The sequence below is a fragment of the Nocardia goodfellowii genome (genome assembly GCF_017875645.1).
GTDB lineage: Bacteria > Actinomycetota > Actinomycetes > Mycobacteriales > Mycobacteriaceae > Nocardia > Nocardia goodfellowii.
This window is the reverse complement of record NZ_JAGGMR010000001.1, coordinates 1,696,988-1,717,837: the sequence shown is the minus strand read 5'-3', so window position 1 is coordinate 1,717,837 and position 20,850 is coordinate 1,696,988. Positions and strand designations below refer to the sequence as shown.

The following is a 20,850-nucleotide window of genomic DNA, read 5'->3' as shown; positions in this document are numbered from 1 at the left end:
CTCAGCCGAGGGCGTGGTCCAGGTCGTCGAGGAGGTCTTCCACGTCTTCCAGGCCGATCGAGATTCGCACCACGCCGTCGGTGAGGCCGATGGTGGCGCGGCCTTCGGGGCCCATCGCGCGGTGGGTGGTGGTGGCGGGGTGGGTGATCAGGGTTTTGGCGTCGCCGAGGTTGTTGGAGATGTCGACGATGCGGAGGCGGTTCAGTACCTCGAAGGCGCGCTTCTTCGCTGCGCCGGCGGGGGCGTCGAGTTCGAAGGTGACCACGGTGCCGCCGGCGCTCATCTGGCTGGTGGCCAGCGCGTGCTGCGGGTGCGATTCCAGGTAGGGGTAGCGGACCCAGTTCACCGACTTGTGCTCGTCCAGGAACCGCGCGATGCGCAGAGCGGAGGCAGCGGAGTGGTGCACTCGCAGCGGCATCGTCTCCAGGCCCTTCAACAGGGTCCAGGCGTTGAACGGGCTGAGCGCCGGGCCGGTATGGCGCATCAGGTTTTTCACGGGGCCGTCGATGTAGTCGTGATCACCGAGAATGGCGCCGCCGAGCACCCGGCCCTGTCCGTCGATGTGCTTGGTGCCGGAGTAGACCAGCACGTCGGCGCCGAGGTCGAAGCCGCGCTGCAGCAGCGGGGTGGCGAAAACGTTGTCCAGCACCACTTTCGCGCCCGCGGCGTGCGCGAGCTCGGTGACGCGGCGCACATCGACCAGCGTCTGCATGGGATTGGCGGGGGTCTCGAAGAACACCGCCTGGGTCGGCACCGACAGCGCCTGTTCCCACTGGTCCAGGTCGTCGCCGTCGACGAAGACGGTTTCCACGCCCCAGCGCGGCAGGATCTCGTTGCACACCACGAAACAGGAACCGAACAGGCTGCGCGCGGCCACCAGCCGATCACCCGCGCCCAGCAGCGCACCGAGCGCGGTGAAGACGGCCGACATGCCGCTCGCGGTCGCGAAACACGCTTCGGCGCCGTCGAGCAGCCGCATCCGCTCCTCGAACATGGCCACCGTCGGATTGCCGTAGCGGGAGTAGACGAAATGCTCGATATCGCCGGTAAACGACGCCTCGGCCGCTTCGGCGCTCTCGTAGACGAAGCCGGAGCTGAGGTACAGCGCCTCGGAGGTCTCCTCGAAACCGCTGCGCCGCAGGCCGCCGCGCACGCCGAGCGTCGCCGGCCCGACGCCCTCGGGCAGCGGCTTGTCGAATGCGCCACCAGTGATCATGACTGTTCCTCCACCGAACTGTGTGTACCCGACCTGGCGGCTCCGACTGCCGCCGGCGCCCAGGTGCTCACGACTGCCGCCACGGCAGTCCCTGGGCACGCCAGCCGGCGCCGCCGCGGTGACCGTTCGCGTCGAGCGGGCCTTCGAAGCCTTCGTCCACGTTGTAGGCCGGGGTGATGCCGAGTTGGGTCGCGACCGTCGCGGCGTGCGCGGAGCGCTGGCCGGACCGGCAGAGGAACACCACGGGGGCTTCCGGCGCGCGGCCGTCGAGGGCTTCGCGCAGCTGATCGGTGAAGGCCTGGTTGCGTGCGCCGGTGCTGTCGACCCATTCGATGAGCACGGTGGGGCGCTCGATCGGGGTGGTGTCGGGTACGCCGACGAAGCGCCATTCGGCTTCGGTGCGCACGTCGATCAGGACGGCTTCGGGGTGCTCGCGCAGCAGGTCCCACGCCTGCTGGGGGGTGATGTCGCCGGCGTAAGTCATGTCGATCCTCCTGTGAATCCGCACTTGCCGCATCGGGGTTCGGATGCGTGCCAGGTCGTCACCCGGAGCACCCCACCGCGGAGGAGGGTTGCCGACCAGCGAGCCGGGGCTTGACGCTGGTGCTCATGACCTGAACTGAGATTGCCTGGACGGGGGCCGGGCTGTCAAACACCGAATCCGGCTCAGTCGCAGACCAGCCATTTGCCGTCGGAACGGACCAGATTCCAAGTCGCGGTGGTCTCTTTGCCGTCCGCCTTGGTGGTGACGGTGGCCTTGGCCCGGTCACCGTTGACGGTCTGACCTTCGATCTTGGCGATCTCCACGGACTTTCGGCCGCCCGGCCCGAACTGCGCGGCCAGCGGCGACTCGGCCTCGTCGAATCCGGCGCAGGCGGTGCCGGGCGCGGGCACCTCGTCACGCTGGGCACGTCCGCCGACGTAATTGCCGACAGCCGCGGCGATCCGGTCGGATTCTGTGACATTTTTCTCAGCCGGGGACAGCAGCCCGCCCGCGAACACGGCGACCAGCACGATCGCGGCCAGGATCGCGGCGGCGATGAACGGCGTCATGGACCGCTTGTCGGTCTGGTCGACCTGGATGGGTTCGTCGTCGGGTGTCGATTGCTGCTCGGTCATGCGTCGATGATCCCTTATCCCTGGTCGGCGGCACCCGTGCAGGCGGCCGAAGGCGTCCCCGATAGAATCGCGAGACCGGGGTCTCGCCGTCATCACCCATATGGCAGTGCGGCACGGGAGCGACCTGGGGGCTTTGCAGTTACGAGCCAGCAGCACCAGCCGCATCGTCAGGGGCAACCGCAGCGGTGCGTCGACTTAGCCTAGGCTAAGAAGGACGCCATTATTTTTCTACCGAAGGTGCGCGTAAGAGATGACCGAACAGAGTGCAGCCACTCGCCCGCTCCGCATCGCGATCGTGGGCGCAGGACCGGCCGGTATCTACGCCGCCGACGCGTTGATGAAGTCCGATGCCGAGGTCAGCATCGACCTGTATGAGCGCATGCCCGCGCCGTTCGGCCTGATCCGCTACGGCGTCGCGCCGGACCATCCGCGGATCAAGGGCATCATCACCGCCCTGCACAAGGTGCTCGACAAGGAGCAGGTGCGCCTGCTCGGCAATATCGACTACGGCACCGACATCACCCTGGACGATCTGCGGCGCTTCTACGACGCGGTCATCTTCTCCACCGGCGCGAACGCCGACCGTGCGCTGGACATCCCGGGTATCGATCTGGACGGCTCCTTCGGCGCCGCGGACTTCGTGTCCTGGTACGACGGCCACCCGGACGTGCCGCGCGAATGGCCGCTGGACGCGGAGAAGGTCGCCGTGCTCGGTGTCGGCAATGTCGCGCTCGACGTGGCGCGTGTGCTCGCCAAGACCGGTGACGAACTGCTGCCGACCGAGATCCCGCCGAACGTCTACCAGGGCCTCAAGGCCAACAAGGCCGTCGAGGTGCACGTCTTCGGTCGCCGCGGCCCGGCGCAGGCCAAATTCACCCCGCTGGAGCTGCGCGAACTCGACCATTCGCCGACCATCGAGGTCATCGTCGACCCCGAGGACATCGATTACGACGCCGGCTCCGAGGCCGCGCGCCGGCACTCCAAGCAGGTCGACATGGTCGCCAACACCTTGGAGCAGTGGGCGATCCGCGATCAGGGCAACCGCCCGCACAAGCTGTTCCTGCACTTCTTCGAGTCGCCCGCCGAGGTGCTCGGCGCGGACGGCAAGGTCGTCGGCCTGCGCACCGAGCGCACCCAGCTCGACGGCACCGGCAACGTCAAGGGCACCGGCGAGTTCCGCGACTGGGACGTCCAGGCGATCTACCGCGCGGTCGGTTACCTGTCGCAGAACATCACCAACCTGCCCTTCGACGAGCAGGCGGGCACCGTGCCGAACGAGGCCGGTCGCGTGCTGGCCGACGAGAACGCCGACGGCGCCGCGCGCTACTTGCCGGCCACCTACGTCACCGGCTGGATCAAGCGCGGCCCGGTCGGCCTGATCGGCCACACCAAGGGCGACGCCAACGAGACCGTGGCCTGCCTGCTGGACGACAGCGCGAACTTCACCCCGGCCCCCGAGCCGGAGCTGGACGCCGTCACCACCTTCCTGGAGGGCAAGGGCATCCCGTTCACCACGTGGCAGGGCTGGTACCGCCTGGACGCGCACGAGCGCGCCCTGGGCGAGCCGGAGGGCCGCGAGCGGGTCAAGGTCGTCGAGCGCGAAGACATGCTGCGCGCCAGCGAACCGCACAAGGTCTAGCCGGAGCGCCGTTCCACGGCAGCGAAATCTCCCAGACTGAGGCATTCTGTACAGGTGTTCGATGCCCATGTCCACATCATCGATCCGCGGTTCCCGCTGATCGAGAACGAGGGCTACCTGCCCGACCCCTATACCATCGCCGATTATCGAAAGCGTATGGCGCGCTTCGACGTCGGCGGTGGCGCCGTGGTCATCGCCTCGTTCCAGGGCACCGACCAGACCTTCATGAAGACGGCGCTGGCCGAGCTGGGCGCGGGCTGGGTCGGCGTGACGGCGCTGGATCTGGAAACGAGTGACGACGAGATCGTCGAGCTGGATCGGATCGGCGTGCGCGCGTTGCGGTTCAACCTGAAGCGCGCCGCCGCCGACATCACAGGCATGACATTGCAGGCGCTGCGGGCGCACGACTTGGTCGGCTGGCATGTGGAGGTCTACATCGACGGGTCGATGCTGGCCTCGTTGCAGCCGGTGATCTCGAAGCTGCCCGCGTTGTCCATCGACCATCTCGGCATGTCCGAGGAGAGCCTGCCGTATCTGCTGGACCTGGTGGATCGCGGCGCCCGGGTCAAGGCGACGGGTTTCGGCCGGGTGTCGATGAATGTCGCCAACGCGCTCCGCCGTATCCACGCGGTGAATCCGCAGGCCCTGATGTTCGGCACCGACCTGCCGGGCAACCGCGCCGGACGTCCGTTCCAGGATTCCGATGTCGATCTGATCTGCGATGTGGTCGGCACCGATATGTTCGCCGTCCTGGAAGACAATGCGCGGCAGTTCTACCGAGTGCCGCCGCGGACCCGCTCGATCCCGCCGCTGCCCCATGCCGAGCCGCCGACGCTGCCGCTGCGCCGCGAGGAGTTGCCCCGCATCGACCCCAACGCGACGCTGCCGCTGCCCATCATCGAGCGCTAGTCGGCGACACGGCCATGCGCAGGGATGCCGAGACCGATGAATTCGGGCCTGCTTCGTCGTCTGGATCACTGACGACCTGAGCTTCCCGCGCGTGGCCGTACCCGCGGCCGGTCGCACCGATTTGGAGGTACCGATGCCGAATGCCGTTGCCCGCGAGGCCCTCTGGGACATGGCGCATGCCGAACGCGCGCGCCTGGCCGAGGATCTCGCCGAACTGGACGATGAGCAGTGGAATCGGCGGTCCCTGTGCGGGCTCTGGGTGGTCGAGGAGGTCGTCGCGCACCTCACCGCGGCAGCGAGTCTCGGCCGTCGGCGCTGGCTGCTCAGCGTCCTGGGCGCGCGTTTCGATTTCGACAAGCACAACGAACGGCGGCTCGCCGAGCACCGGGGCGCGACCCCGGCCGAAACCCTCGAGCGGTTCCGGGCGATCATCACCAGCACTACCGCCGCGTCCGGGCACACGGCGGCCTGGCTGGGCGAGGTGGTCGTCCACGCGCAAGACATCAGGCGACCGTTAGGGCTGCTGCGTACGCCGTCGACCGAAGCCGCCACCGAGGTCGCCCGCTTCTTCGCCGCACGTGACTTCACCGTGCCGAGCCGTAGCACCATCGAGGGCCTGCGCTTGGCAGCGACCGACGGATCGTTCGCCACCGGGAGCGGCCCCCTCGTCCGCGGCACCACGATCGCGCTGACCATGGCGATGGCCGGAAGATCGGCTTACTGCGCGGATCTGTCGGGTCCTGGTGCGGCGACGCTGCATAGCCGTCTGTCGGCGTCGGGCGGGCACGGCTGATCAGGCGACGAAGGCTCCGACGACCCAGACGCCGGTGGCCAGCAGTGCGCCGAAAAGCTCGATCAGCATGGACAAGCCGACGCCTTTGAGGGCGTGTTTGGTTGCCACCCAAGCGGGTTCGCCGCGGCCGAGGCGCTGGTACTCCGAAAGATAGACGCCCAGTACGAATCCGACGAACAACCCGACGATCGGGATGACGAAGAACCCCACGATGCCCAGGATCGCGCCGAGGAACAGGGCGCGATTGGCGACGCCCGCCTCCTTCATCCGCCGGCCCGGCCAGGTGTATTTGATGACGCCGGAGAGCACCAGGAACACCGCCGCGACGGCGAAGACGATCCAGGCGGTGGTGCCGCCGGTGAGGAACGCCCAGACGGCTATCGCGCCGAAGATCAGGATCACGCCGGGCAGGATCGGGACGATGACCCCGAGCAAGCCGATCAGAATTGCCAGGCCGACAACGACCTCACCCCACACACTCACGAGACATGCCTCTCCGGTCTTGTTCGGTTGCTCGAATTCTCGCCTACTTGCTGGTCGCCTGCACAGCTGAGGCTCCGGCAGCGCATTGGAGCGTTATTGTCATACTGTCAATACAGCTCCGGTCGACCGGGGAACGCAGGATCAACGAAGAACCGAGGTAGGGCGTGAGTACTCCGAACACCGCCAAGCAGGGTCCGCTCGCGGGCATCAAGGTTGTCGAGCTGGCCGGTATCGGGCCGGGCCCGCACGCGGCGCTGTTGCTCGCCGACCTCGGGGCCGACGTGGTGCGCGTCCAACGGCCGAACTTGCTGCCGGGCTTCATGGAGCGTCCGCAGTGGCGTGGCCGCACCATCGTCGAAGCCAACCTCAAGGATCCCGCCGACATCGAGAAGGTGCTCGGCCTGGTCGAGAAAGCCGACGTGCTGATCGAGGGCTTCCGGCCGGGCGTCACCGAACGCATGGGCCTGGGCCCGGACGTGGCGCTGGCCCGCAATCCGCGGCTGGTGTACGGCCGGATGACCGGCTGGGGTCAGGACGGCCCGCTGGCCGATCGGGCCGGCCACGACATCAACTACATCTCCCTCACCGGCGTGCTCAACGCGATCGGCCGCAAGGGTGAGCGCCCGGTGCCACCGCTGAACATGGTCGGCGACTTCGGCGGCGGCTCCATGTTCCTGGTGTTCGGCGTGCTCGCCGCGCTGGTGGAGCGCCAGAACTCCGGCAAGGGCCAGGTCATCGACGCCGCCATGATCGACGGTGCGCTCGCCCTCTCGCACATGATCTGGGGCATGCGCGGGGTGGGCCTGTGGTCCGACGAACGCGGCACCAACCTGCTCGACACCGGTATGGCGTTCTACGACACCTACGAGACCTCCGACGGCAAGTACATGGCGGTCGGCGCGATCGAGCCGCAGTTCTACGCGGAACTGCTGAAGGGTTTGGAGATCGACCCCGAGGGTCTGCCGATGCAGATCGACCCGAACGGTCAGGACGAGCTGAAGAAGCTGTTCACCGAGAAGTTCAAGACCAAGACCCGCGACGAGTGGACCGCCATCTTCGACGGCACCGACGCCTGCACCACACCGGTGCTGACCTTGACCGAGGCCACCGAGAACGCCCACATCGTGGCGCGGACCGGACTCGTCGACATCGACGGTGTCGTCCAGCACGCGCCGGCCCCGCGTTTCTCGCGTACGCCGCCGACCGTTCCCACCCCGCCGCCGAACGAGGCGACCCGGATCGAATCGGTCTGGGCCGACTAGGTTCCCCGACAACGGATTGCCGTGCCCCGCAGCATCTTCGGCGGGCACGGCATTCGTCTGTCAGTAGAGCGTCAGGGACTGCAACGGTTCCGCGGCGCGTGGCGTCAGCGCCTCGTAGGTGGCGGCAATGCTCTTGACCGCGAGTCGCAGATCCGCCTCCGGATGCGTGAACGGCAGTCGGATGAAGCGCTCGAACGCGCCTTGCACGCCGAAACGTGGTCCCGCGGCGAGTAATACGCCGTGGTTCGGCGCGGTGGCGGCGAGCGCGGTGGAGACCGGAGCCGGGAGTTGCGCCCACAGCGACATACCGCCGGCGCCCGGATTGAACCGCCACTCGGGCAGTTCGTCGGCGAGGGCGGCCATGAGCGCCGCACGCTGGGAATGCAATTGGTCGCGGCGGCGGTCCAGGATGACGCCGGCGTTATCGAGCAGGTGGATGGTGGCCAGCTGATCCATCACCGGCGTACCCAGGTCGACGGTGGAGCGGATGCCGAGCAGTTTGGTGATCAACGCCTGATTGGTGCGGACCCAGCCGACCCGCAGACCGCCCCAGAACGACTTGGACGCCGAACCGATGGTGACGATCTCCGAACCCTTGGCGAAGGCGGCCACCGGCGGCGGCATGGGCGCGTCGGTGAGATTCAGGTCGACCATGGACTCGTCGACCACGATCGTCATCCGGGTCTCGCGGGCGATGGCGGCCAGTTCCGCCCGGCCGTCCGCGTCGAGCAGCAGCCCGGTCGGATTGTTGAAGTCGGGCACCAGGTAGGCCAGGGTGGCGGCGGTTTGCCTTGCCGCACTGCGGATTCCGTCCAGATCCCAGCCGCGCTGCGCACCCTCCGGCAGCAGCGGCACCGGGATCGGGCGGGCGCCGACATCCCGGATCGCCTCGATCGCGTTCGGGTAGGTGGGGTGATCGATGAGGACCCGGGCGGCCGGAGCCGTCAGCACATTGAGCAGCAGCCGCATGCCGTGCTGGGCGCCGAGGGTGATCAGGATCTGGTCCGGATCGGTGGGCAGCCCGCGCTCGGTGTAGCGGCGGGCCACCGCCTCGCGCAGCGCCAGCACACCGACCGGATCCATGCCGTGGGTGCCGAGATAGGCCGGAATCCCTTGCAGCGCAGTGGCATACGCTTCTTGCATCTCCAGCGGGGCGGCCATCGCGGCATAGGTCATGTCGACGGTGGCGAGTTCCGGCTGCGCCATCATGGCCAGGATGCTGCGCGCCGGCCGGTTGCCGTCGTGCGGCACCGCGGGCGGTAGGGCCACCGTGCTGCGTGAACCCTGCCGGCTGATCAGGTAGCCGTGCTCGCGCAGCAGCGCGTAGGTGGAGGTGATGGTGGTGCGGCTGACGCCGAGCGTGCCGGCCAGATCGCGCTCGCTGGGCAGCGCGACGCCGAGCGGGGCGCGGCCGTCGTGGATGAGCAGGCGGATTCCCTCGGCCAGCGCCAGGTACGCCGGGCGGGCCGAACGGCGGGTGCCCGCCTCGTCGTCTTCGCCCACACTGCGCCAGTTGCCCAGATCCCTGGCCAAACTTCCCGCGCCGATCACTCTCGTAGCCATAAAGGCCAGTATTCCCAGATTGGCTCTTTCTTGGCAAGGCCAGTTGCGCGCAGGCTAGCGATATGACCGCGCTACTGACCTTCCTCGTTGTTGCCGCCGCCGCCTACGCGATCTACCATTTCGCGCCGCCGCGGCGGCAGGAGTTGTTTCGACTGGAACGCTTCGTCGGTCCCGGACCGCTTTACGAGTCCACCCTGACGCCGGATTATGAAGCCCAGCGCCAGTATTCGGATCTGGCGGCGATCTACGGCCGCAACGATGCGCCGGACGTCGACGCCCCTGCGGTGCCGGAAACGCCACGGGTGCTGCGCATGACCAATCCGAATCCGAGCTGCGGTTCGGTCAAGGCCAGTTTTCAGTGACTGGACTGCTCGGCAGTGTGATGTCAGACCCGAGGTGCACACTTGGCGCTGTGCGTGCGTCCACTCGTCTGCCGTCCGGGGCAGCGCTGTTCGAGACCGCGATCGGCGTCTGCGCGATCGCTTGGAGCGGCGATGCCGTGATCCGATTCCAATTGCCCGAATCGAGCCCGGCCGCCACCCGGGCGCGGATCACCCGTCGCCACTCCGCCGACGCCGACGCGCTGGCCGAAGCCGAACCGGCCGGTGCGATCGCCGAGGCAGTGGCGGGCATCCGCGCGCATCTGGCGGGCGAACTCGACGATCTGCATTGGATCCCGCTGGATACCGGCGGGATCCCCGAGTTCCACCGCGCCGTCTATGCCGTCACCCGCGCTATCGCGCCCGGCCGCACGCTGACCTACGGCCAGGTCGCCGACCGTATCGGCGCGCCGGGCGCCGCCCAGGCCGTCGGGCAGGCGCTGGGCCGCAACCCCATTCCGCTGATCATCCCCTGCCATCGGGTGCTCGCCGCCGACCACGCGCTGCACGGCTTCTCCGCGCCGGGCGGGATCGTCACCAAGCAGCGGTTGCTGGAGATCGAACGCACGCCGGGCTTCGGCGAGCCGACGCTGTTCTGAATTCCGGCGGGCTCAGTTCAGCGGATTCCGGCGGTAGAACTCGCACGCCTCACCGGTGAGCTGCCCGTCCATACACGCGAAGTAGGTCTGGATACAGCTGTTGGTGTCGCAGCCGAGCTCCAGCAGCCGCTTGTGGATGCGCACATTGCGCTCTTGCTCGGGGCTCAGGGTGGTGGTGGACACTGCGGGGGTCAGCTTCCCGGTACTGGTCTTCTCCGACCCCTGGTCCGACCCGCACCCGGCCAGCACTCCGAGCGCCAGCAGCGCCGCACCGATCCGAACCGGCCACCTCGAATCCATCCCCAACCTTCCACATCCACAGTTTCGACGGTTATTCACGACCACCGTGATTCAGGCAGCCCACGCATTCTCGGATCCGGACGCTGTGCCCGTGCGGGACGAACGGCTCGCCCGGCCGATCACGTACGTCCCAGAGTGCACCGACGGTAACTCACCGCGCGGGAGGTCGCGGACCCGCCCTCAGCTCGGGCGCGGTGTGCACGTCAACCGATGTGTCCAGGGCATTCGCGACCGGCGGGACCACTATTCAGTTCGGGGATTCGCCCCGGATCAACGCACCCAGCGATTCGCGGTCGGTGACGTCCATCTTGCTGCAGGCGCGGTACAGGTGACCTTCCACGGTGCGCACCGAGACGGTGAGGCGGTCCGCGATCTGCCGGTTGGACAGGCCCGCGGCGACCAGATTCGCGATCTCCCGTTCCCGCACGGTGAGCGGGAGCGGTTGCGCGGCTTGGCGCAGGGAGGGGGTGCTGGCGCCCCCGCAGGCGGCGGCGAGCCGGTTGGCGGTGGCGGCCGATTCGTGCAGGCGGCGGCGGTCGCCCGCGCGGTCGTGCGCCAGCGCGGCCTGAGCGGCGGCGTCGGCGGCCGAGAGCATGGCTCCGATCTGCTCGAATTCGGCGGCGGCGGCGTCCAAGCCGGGCCCGTCGTGGGCTGCGAGAGCGACCGCGTGCCGGGCCTGGACCTGGACGAGCCGCCCATCCACCCGGGCCGCCAGATCGGCGAGCCGACCGGCCACCGATTGCTCGCCGAAGCGGGCGGCGGCATGCAACGCCATCGCCTCGATGGCGTGCTGCTGGGAACGCGCGGCGGCGTCGGCGGCGCTCATGGCCGAGCGGATGGCCGGGGTGACCGCACCTTCGGCGGCGGCCAGGCAGGCCCGCGCGATCTCCAGTTGCGGGTCGTAGATGGCGCTGTGCCGACCGCCGCGCCGAGTCGCCTCGGCGATGGTCTCGGCGGCTTCGGCGGTACGGCCGAGCGCCGAATAAGCCTCGGCCAGACGGATTCTCGCGGGCGTCATCCAGGCCGCCGCACCCTCGGCGGCCAGCGCGGCCAGTGCCTGCTCGAGGTGCTCGACGCCGTCGCCGAACCGCCCCGCCGCGACGTCGGCGGTGCCCTGCAGAATCTTCGACATACCCCAGGCGAGATACTGGCCGGGCGCGGAGTAGCCGAAATACGCTGTGGCACAGCGCCTGGCGGCGTCCAGCTCACCGGTGAAAGTCAGCGCGAGCACTTCGGCGTGCGTCGACATGAACCGGTTGAGGCCGTCGATCTCGCTTTCCACCTCGTGCCCGCGCGCCACGTATTGCCGGGCCGCTTCGCCTTTGCCCATCAGCGCCAGCGCGAGCCCGCCGCCGAACGCCGCCCACCAAACCGCCCACGGCGGTGCGTTTTTCGCCTGCATGACCGTGTCGGCGTCGGTGATGGCGTCGGCGATCCGGTTCTCGTTGACCGCGCAAGCGGAGGACAGTCCCGTCAGCGTGGCTCGACAACCGGGATGGGTCACCTTGCCGCGCACCAGCGCCAGCACCTCGTCGGCGCGATCGGCATCACCCATGGCCCACAACAGGTTCGAGACCCGGGTGCTGCCCCAGCGAACCAGCTGCACCTCGTTCAACTCGTCCGGATCGAAGCTGGCGAGGGTACGTTCCGCCTCGATCGGATGACCCTGCCACAGCAGCGCGCGGGCCAGCAGATCGGCCGCTTCCACGCCGCCGCGTCGTTCCACCGCGGCCCGGGCGAAGCGCTCGCCGAGGGGCAGATTGGCCAGCGCGATGGCGTCGGCCGCGGCCGCCTCGAACAGTTCCAGATCGGCGGATTTGTCGCTGTCCAAAGCCAATTCGGCCAGCCGGATCCGATCGGCGGCGGAGTTGATACGGCGTTCCTTCAACGCCGAGTACAGCTTGCCGCGTAATCGCCGCGCCGAGGCGATACCGAGCCGCCGCCGGATGACCTCACCGAACAGCGGATGGTTGTAGCGCACGATCAACTGGTGCCCGTTCTCCACCACCCTGATGACACCGCGTGTTTCGGCCGACTCGATGGCTTCCGCACCGGCGATCTCGGCGAGCACGTCCAGGTCGATCGGCTCACAGAAGGTGAGCAGTTCGAGCACGCGCAGCACCTCTTCGGGCAGCTGCTCGACCCGATCCTCCAGCAGCGCGGCGAGTTCCGAGGTGACGGCGGCGCGCCCGCGCAGCTGCCAGACCCCGTTCACCTGCTTGAGCGTGCCCGCTTCGAGCGCGCCCTCCACCAAATGCCGCAGGAACAAGGCGTTTCCGCCGGAGGATTCCCACATCAGGTTGGCGGTGAATCCTTCGAGCTGACCGCCGAGCATGGACTCCACCAGGTCGACGCTCTGCCGCTGGGTGAACGGGTTCAAGTCGATGCGCAGCAGGTGGCCGTCTTTCCAGAGCGAGGTCACCGCGTCTGGGACGGGCACGCCGCTGCGCACGGTCGCGACGATGTGGGCGGCCTTATCGATGGCGAGTTGCAGCAGCAGCGTCGCCGAAAGCTGGTCCAGCAGATGCGCGTCGTCCACGCCGATGATGGTGTGGCCGTCCGCGAGCAGGGCTTCGCGCGCCGCGGACATGAACGTCACCGGGTCGTGCGCGGTGTATACCCCGACCATGTGGGCGAAGACCCCCAGCGGAATGCTGCGCGCCGATTCCGTCCCCGCGACCCAGCGGATATTGCCGCCCACCGCCGCCGTCGCCTGTCTGGCCAGCGTCGTTTTGCCCACCCCGGCGTCGCCGGTAAGCACCGCACCGACATATCCCGTGCCGGTGAGCGCGGACCGGATCGCCTCGAACTCGGTCTCGCGCTCGATCATCGGCCAATTCCGAGCCATGTACTAACTGTAGTTCTTTACAAGAACATGATCGAACCCAACCGCGAACTCACGTGTCCGCCAGCCGGATCGAGAGAATCACACAACCGTGCCAGACACACGACAGTGCCAGACATACGACAGCGGCCCGGCGAACCTACGAACGGGCTGCCGTCGCTGACCGAGCCTGAGTCGAGTTTACTCGGCTCAGGGCCGCGGCTGGCCCCCGTTGAGCGCCTTGTTCCAGGAATCGACCACGTCGACCGGAACCTCGTTGGGTACCGGCACCGTCACGTCACCGAACTGCACGGCGTGCGGCTTGGGTTCCGGTGTCGGCTCCGGCTTGGGCGTACTGCGGGGCGCGCGCGGCACGGGCGGAGCCTGCGGGTTCGCCGCTTTCAACTCCCCGGGTTCCTCGGGCGCGGGGGGCGGGGTCTGCGTGGTCACACCGGGCTGTGTGGGCTGGGCCAAGGCCACGCCCGCCAGACCGGTGGCCAGCGCGACCGCTAGCGCGCCTACCGCCACCCGAAACGTGCTTCGCGAGAACCCATTCCGCATTGTCCGGTTCCGAGCCGACACGTCGACAACACCATCCTTATCGAAAAACGCTCAGGCACACCGATTCCGATCATGTGCTCGCCACATGCTAACCGGAACCGGCGCCGCGGCCCAGTGCGGAACGGCGGGAATGGTCAGCCCAGCACGTCGTGCCGGACGATGGTCTGGTCCCGGCCCGGACCGACGCCGATGCAGGAGATGCGCGCGCCCGAAAGCTCTTCCAGCCGAAGTACATACGCCTGCGCGTTGGCCGGCAGCTGATCGAAGGTCTTCGCGGCGGAGATATCCTCCCACCAGCCGGGCATCTCCTCGTAGATCGGCTTGGCGTGGTGGAAGTCGGTCTGGGTGGTCGGCATCTGCTCGACCCGCTTGCCGTCGACCTCGTAGGCGACACAGATCGGCACCGTGTCCAGACCGGACAGCACGTCCAGCTTGGTGAGGAAGTAGTCGGTGACGCCGTTGACGCGGGTGGCATACCGGGCGATGACCGCGTCGAACCAGCCGCAGCGACGGGCGCGGCCGGTGGTGACACCGACCTCGCCGCCGTTCTTGGCCAGGAACTCGCCGAACTGGTCGAACAACTCGGTCGGGAACGGGCCGGAGCCGACGCGGGTGGTGTAGCACTTGAGGATGCCGAGCACCGTGGTGATCTTGTTCGGACCCACACCGGAGCCCACCGCGGCGCCGCCCGCCGTCGGGTTGGACGAGGTCACGTACGGGTAGGTGCCGTGGTCGACATCGAGCAGCGTGCCCTGCGAACCCTCCAGCAGCACGGTCTCGCCGCGCTCCAGCGCCTCGTTGAGCTGCAACCGGGTGTCGGCGATGCGGTGCTTGAACCCCTCGGCCTTCTCCAGCACCTCATCGACCACCTGCTGCGGATCGAGCGCGCGGCGGTTGTAGATCTTGACCAGCACCTGGTTCTTGAATTCCAGTGCGGCTTCGACCTTCTGGGTGAGGATCTTCTCGTCCAGCACGTCGGCCACCCGGACGCCGACGCGGGCGACCTTGTCCTGGTAGCAGGGGCCGATACCGCGGCCGGTGGTGCCGATCTTCTTGTTGCCGAGGAAGCGTTCGGTGACCTTATCGATGGCCACGTGATACGGCATGATCAGGTGCGCGTCGGCGGAGAGCAGCAGACCGGAGGTGTCCACGCCGCGCTCTTCCAGACCGGCCAGCTCCGTGAGCAGCACGCCGGGATCCACCACCACACCGTTACCGATGACATTGGTGACGCCGGGGGTGAGGATGCCGGAGGGAATCAGGTGCAGGGCGAACTTGTCGCCGTTGGGCAGCACCACGGTGTGACCGGCGTTGTTGCCGCCCTGATAGCGGACCACCCATTGCAACCGGCCACCCAGTAGATCGGTGGCCTTGCCCTTACCTTCGTCGCCCCACTGGGCGCCGATCAGGACGATCGCCGGCATCGTTGTCTCCTACGGTTCGAGGCGCAACACACTCGTGTTGCAGCTACCTGCCCGTCTGGAGGAGGTGGCCGGTAACTCATTTTAGCCGACGGCCCGCGCGGCCTGAGCTCAGCGCCCGGCAACCAACACCGCCGCAGCCTGGTCGCAGGGCGGGACAAACCGGAATCGGCCGGTATGGTTGGGCCGAAAGCGGCCAACGTCGTCCACCCGACCGCCGGGTGTGTCGGCCCGGAACGAGGAGGGGTGTACGGCAGTTTGAGTACCCACGTTCTCCGCTGCGACGGCGCACCGGTTCCGATCGCGCTCGCGGCACTGCCCACCACTCCGACGGCCGCGATCCCGGACACCACCGTCATCGACGAACTGCTTCCCGTACTCGCCGCCGACAGCCTGCCCCGCCTGATCGTGCTCGGCGAGGACGCCGGGCTGGCCGCCGTGCTGACCCATCTGATGAAAACCGAACGCCTGCACGTCGAGATCGGGTACGTGCCGATCGACAAGACCTACGGTTCCCGGGCCTATGAGACCGGCACCGGCAACGCCGCCGCCAAGCGCGCGATCGAGGGCCGCGCCACCCGAACGCCGTTGATCCGCGACGACACCGGCACCGTGCTGGTCGGTCGCGCGAGCATCACCGGCGTGGACGGCGCGAAACTGGAGGGTGAGGCCTACGTGGACGAGAACCGGCTGTTCTCCGGCGTGGTCACCGCGATGCAGATTTCCCCGAGCCTGCACCTGCCCGGTGTGCGCGCGGCGGTGAAGCGCGGCCGCTTCAGCCGACGGGTCTGGCTGGAAGGCCGGGCGGCGCAGCTCGGCACCCCCGGCGCGGTGGTGACGCGCGACGGCGTCCGCTCCCAGCGGACCGTGCCGCGCTCGACCTTCTACCGGCATCACGAGTCCTGGCTGCTGGTCCGATGACGTACTCGTTCCCGCGCAAGCGGACCGGCGCGGTCCGCCCGAGTCCGGTGTTCCTCGGTGTGCTGGCGCTGGCCATCGCGGGCGGCGTGCTGGCCTGGCTGTCCGAGGTCGATTCCAACGTGGCCAAGCTCGGCGTCTTCGTGCTGGTGGTCGCCGGGTGGGTGGTCACGCTCTGCCTGCACGAGTTCGCCCATGCCTATACCGCGTGGCGGGCCGGTGACCAGGACGTGGAAATGCGCGGCTACCTGACGCTGAACCCGCTGAAGTACTCGCATCCGCTGCTCTCGATCGTGCTGCCGATGGTGTTCATCGCGCTCGGCGGCATCGGCCTGCCTGGTGGCGCGGTGTACGTGCACAGCCACAACTTCAGCCCCCGGATCCAGCGGCTGATCAGCTTCGCGGGTCCGGCGGTGAACCTGGTCTGCGGGGCCGTGCTGCTGCTGATCATCCGGATCTTCGGCGACCTGCAGGGCCACGCGGCGTTCTGGTTCGGCCTGAGCTTCCTGGCGTTCCTGCAGATCACCGCGTTCGTGCTGAACATCCTGCCGATTCCGGGCCTGGACGGGTACGGCATCCTCGAGCCGTCGCTGAGCTACAAGACGCGCCAGAACCTGGACCAGTTCAAGCCGTTCGGCATGCTGATTCTGTTCGCGCTGATCTTCACCCCGCAGATCAACCGGGTGTTCTTCGACGCGGTCTACTGGCTCTACGAGCTGTCCGGGGTACCCGCGTCCTGGAGCGGTTGGGGCTCGCGCCTGACCCGGTTCTGGACCTAGTCCTCGGGCTGCACGTACGGATTCGGCACGGTCGGCGGCAACAGCGCGATCGCGGAGATCCGCTGCATGCCGCAGGCCTGCATGAGGTCGACCACGATCGAACGCACCTGCGCGAACACCACATGCGCGGAAAGACCGGCGCCCTGCACCATTTCGGGCTTCGCGCCCTTGGCCACGACGCGCAGCACCCGCGCCGCCTCGGCTTGATCGGGCTGCTCACCCGGGTCGGCGAGCATCATCCGGCGCACCACGTCGACGGCTTCGGCCAGTTTGCGGACCTCTTCGACCAAGCGCGCGTCGAGAATCTCGTCGTCGCGCACCAGGGTCAGCGAGCGGCGCAACAGGACTCGGGTATTGCGGATCGCGTTGTCCAGCGGATCGGCGGTGGCCCGGATGTTGTCCAGCCGACGGCGCGAATTCCAGTACAGCGGCGAGATCCGGCTGATCTCCCGGCCGCCCTCCAGCGAGGAGCGCAGGGAGTCGATCTGGGACTGGGTCGCGCGGGCGGAGTCCAGCGCGGACTGGATCTTGTCCTGATCCTGTTCCAGCAGTCCGTCGGCGCATTCGGCCAGCGATCTACCCATCACCGCCAGCACTTCGGCCGCCTGCTCCCGAGCCCGCCGAACCGGATGCAGCGGGATCGCGGCCACCATCACCACCCCGACCAGACCACCGACCAGGGCGTCGATCATGCGCGGGAAACCGGTGCCCGTCGAGGGCGGCATCAGGGTCGCGACCAGCACCGCCGAACTCGCGGCCTGCATCGTGATGATGGAACCGCCGTCGACGAACACCGCGAGCGCCATGGCCACCACGACCACCAGCGCGATCTGCCAGATACCCGTGCCCGCCCGGGAAATGAAGAGGTCACCGATGCCGATGCCGACCGCGACGCCGACCACCAATTCCACCGATCGGCGCAACCGCGCGCCGAACGAGACGCCGATGGACACCACCGCGGCGGTCGGCGCGAAGAACGGTTGCGGATGCCCGATGATGTAGTGCGCGACCGACCAGGCCAGCGCGGCGCCGAGCGCGCACTGCACGATCGGCAGCCAGGACAGCCGCAGCCGCGCCCAGGACTTCCGCAGTCGATCCGCGCTGGAAGTCCGGGCAACGACAATCCGAGAGTTCGGATCCAGCAATTACTACTCGAGTCCGAGTTCCGCTGCGGCCCGCGGATCGCAGTCCTCGAGCAGGTCCAGGCAGCGCGCGTACTCCTCGGTCTCACCGATCACCTTGGCCGCGCGGGCCAGGGCGCCGACGCTGCGCAGGAAGCCCTGATTGGGTTCGTGGCTCCACGGCACCGGGCCGAAACCCTTCCAGCCGTTGCGGCGCAACAGGTCCAGGCCGCGGTGGTAGCCGGTGCGCGCGAACGCGTAGGCGGAGACGATGTCGTGGTTCACCGTGGCGTCGGCGCCGTCCGCGCCGCCGCGGGTCAGCGCCGCCTCGGCGAGGTAGGCCCAGGCGATGGAAGCCGCCGGATGATCGGCCGCGACCTGCACCGGGTCGGCCTTGTTGAGCAGCGCCTCCTCCGCATCCGTGTTTTCCGGGAGGAGTACCGGCTGCGGTCCGAGCAAGTCACCGAAGGAGGTCATGCGGTTCATTCTGCATGTAGGACCGACATGCCCACTAGGCTGGCCGTCGAGTTCCACATGTTCCGCCTGAGCGAGGGGTATTAGGTGTCCGACCCGAACGACGAGAAGAAGCCGGCCCCGGAATCCGCCGGTCCGCAGGACGCGCGAACCGACGCCGCCGTGGAACCGGCCGCCGACGCACCCACCGTCAAGCATTCGACCGCCGCCCCGACCGTGCCGATGGCCGCGGCCGAGCCGAAAGACGACCGCCCCGAAGCCGTGAGCTCGCAGGCGCGGACGGTCGAGATGGCCCGCCGGACCGACGCGCCCAAAAAGAGCGAGTGGAAGACCGAGGAGCCCGCCGAGGCCGAAAAGCCCGCGCGGAGTGCGTCTTCCGGCAGTGCCCAAGCGCCCGCCGACGGTGCGGGCACCAAGCCCGCCGCGGGAGCCGCCGACGCCGCCACGACCGCCATCCGCCGAGACGAGGCCGTCACGTCGCAGTCCGGCTCCGCGGCCACCGAGCCGAAGCCCGCGCCCGAGGGCGGCAAATTCCCGCCCGCGGCCGAAGCCGGCAAGCCGGAGATCGCGCCCGACCCAGGCAGGTTCCAGCCCACGCCGGAGACAGGCGCGTCCCAGCGCACCGCCGAGGCAGGACAGTCCCAGCTCGCGCCCGAGGCAGGCAAGTCCCAGCCAACGCCCGAGATTAGCAAGCCCCAGTCCACGCCCGAGATAAGCAAGCCCCAGCCCGCCCCTGAGGCAAGCAAGTCGGAGATCGCGCCCCAAATGGGCACGTTCCAGCCCACAACTGAAGCAGGCCAGTCTCAACTCGCGCCCGAGGCAGGAAAATCTCAGCCAGCGCCCGAGGCAGGGACACCGCAGGGCACTCGCGAAACAGGTAATTCTCAGTCCACATCCGGGGCGGGCAAGTCTCAGCCCACGCCGAACACCAGCGAGTCCCAGCCCACGCCCCAGACCGGAAAATCTCAGCCAGCGCCCGAGGCAGGGACACCGCAGGGCACTCGCGAAACAGATAGTTCCCAGTCCACATCCGGGACAGGCAGGTCTCAGCCCACGCCAAACACCAGCGAGTCCCAGCCCACGCCCCAGACCGGAAAAACTCAGCCAGCGCCCGAGGCAGGGACACCGCAGCGCACTCGCGAAACAGATAGTTCCCAGTCCACACCCGGGACAGGCAAGTCCCACCCCGCGCCGCAAGGCAGCGAGTTCCCAACCACGACAGGAAAATCTCAGCCCGCGCCCGAGGCAGGGAAGTCGCAGCGCACTTTCGAAGCAGGTAGCTCTCAGTCCACGCCCGCGGCGGGGAAGTCCGCCACACCCGGAGGCAGGTCCGAGCACACGTCCGAAACAGGCGAGTCTCGGCACCCCGCGAAGCCCGAAACCCCTGATGCCGCAAGCGAACCCGACGATTCGGCCGGGGCGGACGCGAAGACCGTTGTCATGCGGATCCAGCCGCGCCCGGATAAGGCGGAGACACCGGCGCGCGCCGTCGAGGGCTCGGCCGACGACGCCGATACCGTTGGGATGCGGAACGACGAGCCGGTGGATGCTCCCCCGCCGCCCGCACCGGATGTGGCCGGTGCCGATGCCGAGACCGTGGCGATGAAGATCGTCGCCAAGCCCGAGGACGACGCGAAGACCACCACGCTTCCGGTGCAGCCGCGGCCGGATCAGCAGGCCACGCAGAAGATTCGGACCGACGCGGTCCCGCCGCGTCCGGCTCCGATGACCAAGCCGCCGATGACTCCGCGTCCGGCGGCGGGCCCGAAACAGCCTGGCAAGCAAGGTCCTTCGCAGCAGCAACCGCAACCGCGCCGGGTGCCGCACGCGCAGTCGCCGGCGGATGTGCAGATGACGCTGCCGGTCCAGTCGGTGTTCCAGCCCGCGGGCCAGCAGCCGCCCCAGCAGCGTCCGCACCAGCCGCAGCCGATGGCCGCGCCGCAGCGGGTGGAACCGGCCGCGCCGGCCGCCGCGTCCGGCAAGTCCAAGCGCCTGCTGATCGGCGCCGGAGCCGCGGCCGCGCTGGTCATCGCGCTGGTCGCGGGTGGCGTCGCCTTCGCGAACCGCTCGGACGATTCGCCGCAGACTCAGGTCCGCGAGGCCATCGGCGACTACACGAGTGCGCTGAAGGCCGGTGATCTCGCGGCGCTGCGCAGCAGCACCTGCGGGTCGCTGCACGATTTCTACGCGAAGCTGCCCGAGGCCGATTTCGCCGGCGTGCACAAGCTTTCGCAGGAGCAGAAGACCATCCCGGTGGTCGACGAGGTCGACGCCATCCAGATCTCCGACGGCAAGGCGCTGGCCCAGGCCACGGTGTACACCGCGGCGGATCCGTCGAAGAAGTCGGCGCGCACCTTCGATCTGGAGCGCACCGCCGACGGCTGGAAGGTCTGCGATCCGCCGCCCAGCAGCTGACCGGACCGCCTCCGTCAACGGGGATAAACGCCCTGCTGGCGGAGGCCCAGGTCACCCGTAGCCCACGTCACAGT

21 protein-coding genes and 1 riboswitch are annotated in these 20,850 nt (G+C 68.5%); of the genes, 9 read left to right on the top strand and 12 right to left on the bottom strand.

Features of this window, described 5'->3' with window-relative positions:
- Position 1: 1 nt before the first annotated feature.
- The 3 genes from BJ987_RS07395 to BJ987_RS07385 form a co-directional block, all read right to left on the bottom strand.
- A complete protein-coding gene (locus BJ987_RS07395; RefSeq protein WP_209885977.1) occupies positions 2–1,216 on the bottom strand; it encodes an O-succinylhomoserine sulfhydrylase in 1,215 nt (404 codons plus the stop codon).
- Positions 1,217–1,283: 67 nt separating this feature from the next.
- On the bottom strand, positions 1,284–1,700 hold the full coding sequence (locus tag BJ987_RS07390; protein ID WP_209885974.1) for a rhodanese-like domain-containing protein: 417 nt from the start codon (positions 1,698–1,700) through the stop codon (positions 1,284–1,286).
- A gap of 15 nt (positions 1,701–1,715) precedes the next feature.
- Positions 1,716–1,831: riboswitch (SAM riboswitch) on the bottom strand.
- Positions 1,832–1,882: 51 nt separating this feature from the next.
- Positions 1,883–2,335, bottom strand: coding sequence for an Rv0361 family membrane protein (locus tag BJ987_RS07385; protein ID WP_209885970.1), 453 nt, complete (start codon positions 2,333–2,335; stop codon positions 1,883–1,885).
- 250 nt (positions 2,336–2,585) lie between these two features.
- Between BJ987_RS07385 and BJ987_RS07380 the strand changes: the two genes are divergently transcribed.
- The 3 genes from BJ987_RS07380 to BJ987_RS07370 all read left to right on the top strand — a co-directional run bounded on the left by BJ987_RS07380 (position 2,586) and on the right by BJ987_RS07370 (position 5,676).
- Positions 2,586–3,974 carry an FAD-dependent oxidoreductase gene (locus tag BJ987_RS07380; protein WP_209885968.1) on the top strand — a complete coding sequence of 463 codons (1,389 nt, stop codon included), beginning with the start codon at positions 2,586–2,588 and terminating at the stop codon, positions 3,972–3,974.
- Positions 3,975–4,028: 54 nt separating this feature from the next.
- Complete coding sequence (locus tag BJ987_RS07375; RefSeq protein ID WP_209885966.1) at positions 4,029–4,883, top strand: amidohydrolase family protein; 855 nt, start codon at positions 4,029–4,031, stop codon at positions 4,881–4,883.
- Between the two features lie 133 nt (positions 4,884–5,016).
- On the top strand, positions 5,017–5,676 hold the full coding sequence (locus BJ987_RS07370) for a maleylpyruvate isomerase family mycothiol-dependent enzyme (RefSeq protein ID WP_209885964.1): 660 nt from the start codon (positions 5,017–5,019) through the stop codon (positions 5,674–5,676).
- Here the strand turns inward: BJ987_RS07370 and BJ987_RS07365 are convergent, their stop codons facing one another.
- On the bottom strand, positions 5,677–6,159 hold the full coding sequence (locus BJ987_RS07365; protein WP_209885962.1) for a DUF456 domain-containing protein: 483 nt from the start codon (positions 6,157–6,159) through the stop codon (positions 5,677–5,679). It lies immediately after the preceding gene.
- A gap of 164 nt (positions 6,160–6,323) precedes the next feature.
- On the opposite strand from BJ987_RS07365, the gene BJ987_RS07360 reads away from it, so the two are divergent.
- Complete coding sequence (locus tag BJ987_RS07360; protein WP_209885960.1) at positions 6,324–7,421, top strand: CaiB/BaiF CoA transferase family protein; 1,098 nt, start codon at positions 6,324–6,326, stop codon at positions 7,419–7,421.
- Between the two features lie 60 nt (positions 7,422–7,481).
- On the opposite strand, the gene yczR is transcribed toward BJ987_RS07360, so the two are convergent.
- Positions 7,482–8,984: a MocR-like transcription factor YczR gene (gene yczR, locus BJ987_RS07355; RefSeq protein ID WP_209885958.1), complete on the bottom strand. Its 1,503-nt coding sequence runs from the start codon at positions 8,982–8,984 to the stop codon at positions 7,482–7,484.
- A gap of 62 nt (positions 8,985–9,046) precedes the next feature.
- Here yczR and BJ987_RS07350 point away from each other — a divergent pair, with 62 nt between their 5' ends.
- Together BJ987_RS07350 and BJ987_RS07345 are read left to right on the top strand one after the other, a co-directional pair.
- Positions 9,047–9,346 (top strand): hypothetical protein, encoded by a 300-nt coding sequence (locus BJ987_RS07350; RefSeq protein WP_209885956.1) that lies wholly within the window; start codon positions 9,047–9,049, stop codon positions 9,344–9,346.
- Positions 9,347–9,366: 20 nt separating this feature from the next.
- The gene (locus BJ987_RS07345; RefSeq protein WP_209885954.1) at positions 9,367–9,963 is read left to right on the top strand and encodes a methylated-DNA--[protein]-cysteine S-methyltransferase; all 597 of its coding nucleotides are present in this window, start codon (positions 9,367–9,369) and stop codon (positions 9,961–9,963) included.
- A 12-nt stretch (positions 9,964–9,975) separates the two neighbouring features.
- Here the strand turns inward: BJ987_RS07345 and BJ987_RS07340 are convergent, their stop codons facing one another.
- The 4 genes from BJ987_RS07340 to BJ987_RS07325 form a co-directional block, all read right to left on the bottom strand.
- Entirely contained in the window at positions 9,976–10,263 is a 288-nt protein-coding gene (locus tag BJ987_RS07340; RefSeq protein WP_209885952.1) for a hypothetical protein, read from the bottom strand.
- Between the two features lie 247 nt (positions 10,264–10,510).
- The gene (locus BJ987_RS07335) at positions 10,511–13,111 is read right to left on the bottom strand and encodes a helix-turn-helix transcriptional regulator (RefSeq protein WP_209885950.1); all 2,601 of its coding nucleotides are present in this window, start codon (positions 13,109–13,111) and stop codon (positions 10,511–10,513) included.
- Positions 13,112–13,297: 186 nt separating this feature from the next.
- Complete coding sequence (locus BJ987_RS07330) at positions 13,298–13,615, bottom strand: hypothetical protein (protein WP_209885948.1); 318 nt, start codon at positions 13,613–13,615, stop codon at positions 13,298–13,300.
- Positions 13,616–13,782: 167 nt separating this feature from the next.
- On the bottom strand, positions 13,783–15,072 hold the full coding sequence (locus tag BJ987_RS07325) for an adenylosuccinate synthase (RefSeq protein WP_209885946.1): 1,290 nt from the start codon (positions 15,070–15,072) through the stop codon (positions 13,783–13,785).
- A gap of 255 nt (positions 15,073–15,327) precedes the next feature.
- On the opposite strand from BJ987_RS07325, the gene BJ987_RS07320 reads away from it, so the two are divergent.
- Together BJ987_RS07320 and BJ987_RS07315 are read left to right on the top strand one after the other, a co-directional pair.
- The gene (locus BJ987_RS07320; protein ID WP_245365858.1) at positions 15,328–15,990 is read left to right on the top strand and encodes a hypothetical protein; all 663 of its coding nucleotides are present in this window, start codon (positions 15,328–15,330) and stop codon (positions 15,988–15,990) included.
- A complete protein-coding gene (locus BJ987_RS07315; protein ID WP_209885942.1) occupies positions 15,987–16,766 on the top strand; it encodes a site-2 protease family protein in 780 nt (259 codons plus the stop codon). The genes BJ987_RS07320 and BJ987_RS07315 overlap by 4 nt, the downstream gene beginning before the upstream one ends.
- Here the strand turns inward: BJ987_RS07315 and BJ987_RS07310 are convergent.
- From BJ987_RS07310 to BJ987_RS07300, 3 genes are all read right to left on the bottom strand, one after another.
- Complete coding sequence (locus BJ987_RS07310) at positions 16,763–17,911, bottom strand: FUSC family protein (protein ID WP_209885939.1); 1,149 nt, start codon at positions 17,909–17,911, stop codon at positions 16,763–16,765. The two genes, BJ987_RS07315 and BJ987_RS07310, sit on opposite strands and share 4 nt — an antisense overlap.
- Positions 17,912–17,914: 3 nt before the next feature.
- Positions 17,915–18,364, bottom strand: a complete 450-nt coding sequence (locus BJ987_RS07305; RefSeq protein WP_209885936.1) for a DUF3151 domain-containing protein — start codon at positions 18,362–18,364, stop codon at positions 17,915–17,917.
- An 80-nt stretch (positions 18,365–18,444) separates the two neighbouring features.
- Positions 18,445–19,026, bottom strand: coding sequence for a hypothetical protein (locus BJ987_RS07300; RefSeq protein ID WP_209885933.1), 582 nt, complete (start codon positions 19,024–19,026; stop codon positions 18,445–18,447).
- A gap of 775 nt (positions 19,027–19,801) precedes the next feature.
- On the opposite strand from BJ987_RS07300, the gene BJ987_RS07295 reads away from it, so the two are divergent.
- Positions 19,802–20,776, top strand: coding sequence for an Rv0361 family membrane protein (locus BJ987_RS07295; RefSeq protein ID WP_245365857.1), 975 nt, complete (start codon positions 19,802–19,804; stop codon positions 20,774–20,776).
- Positions 20,777–20,850 lie beyond the last annotated feature (74 nt).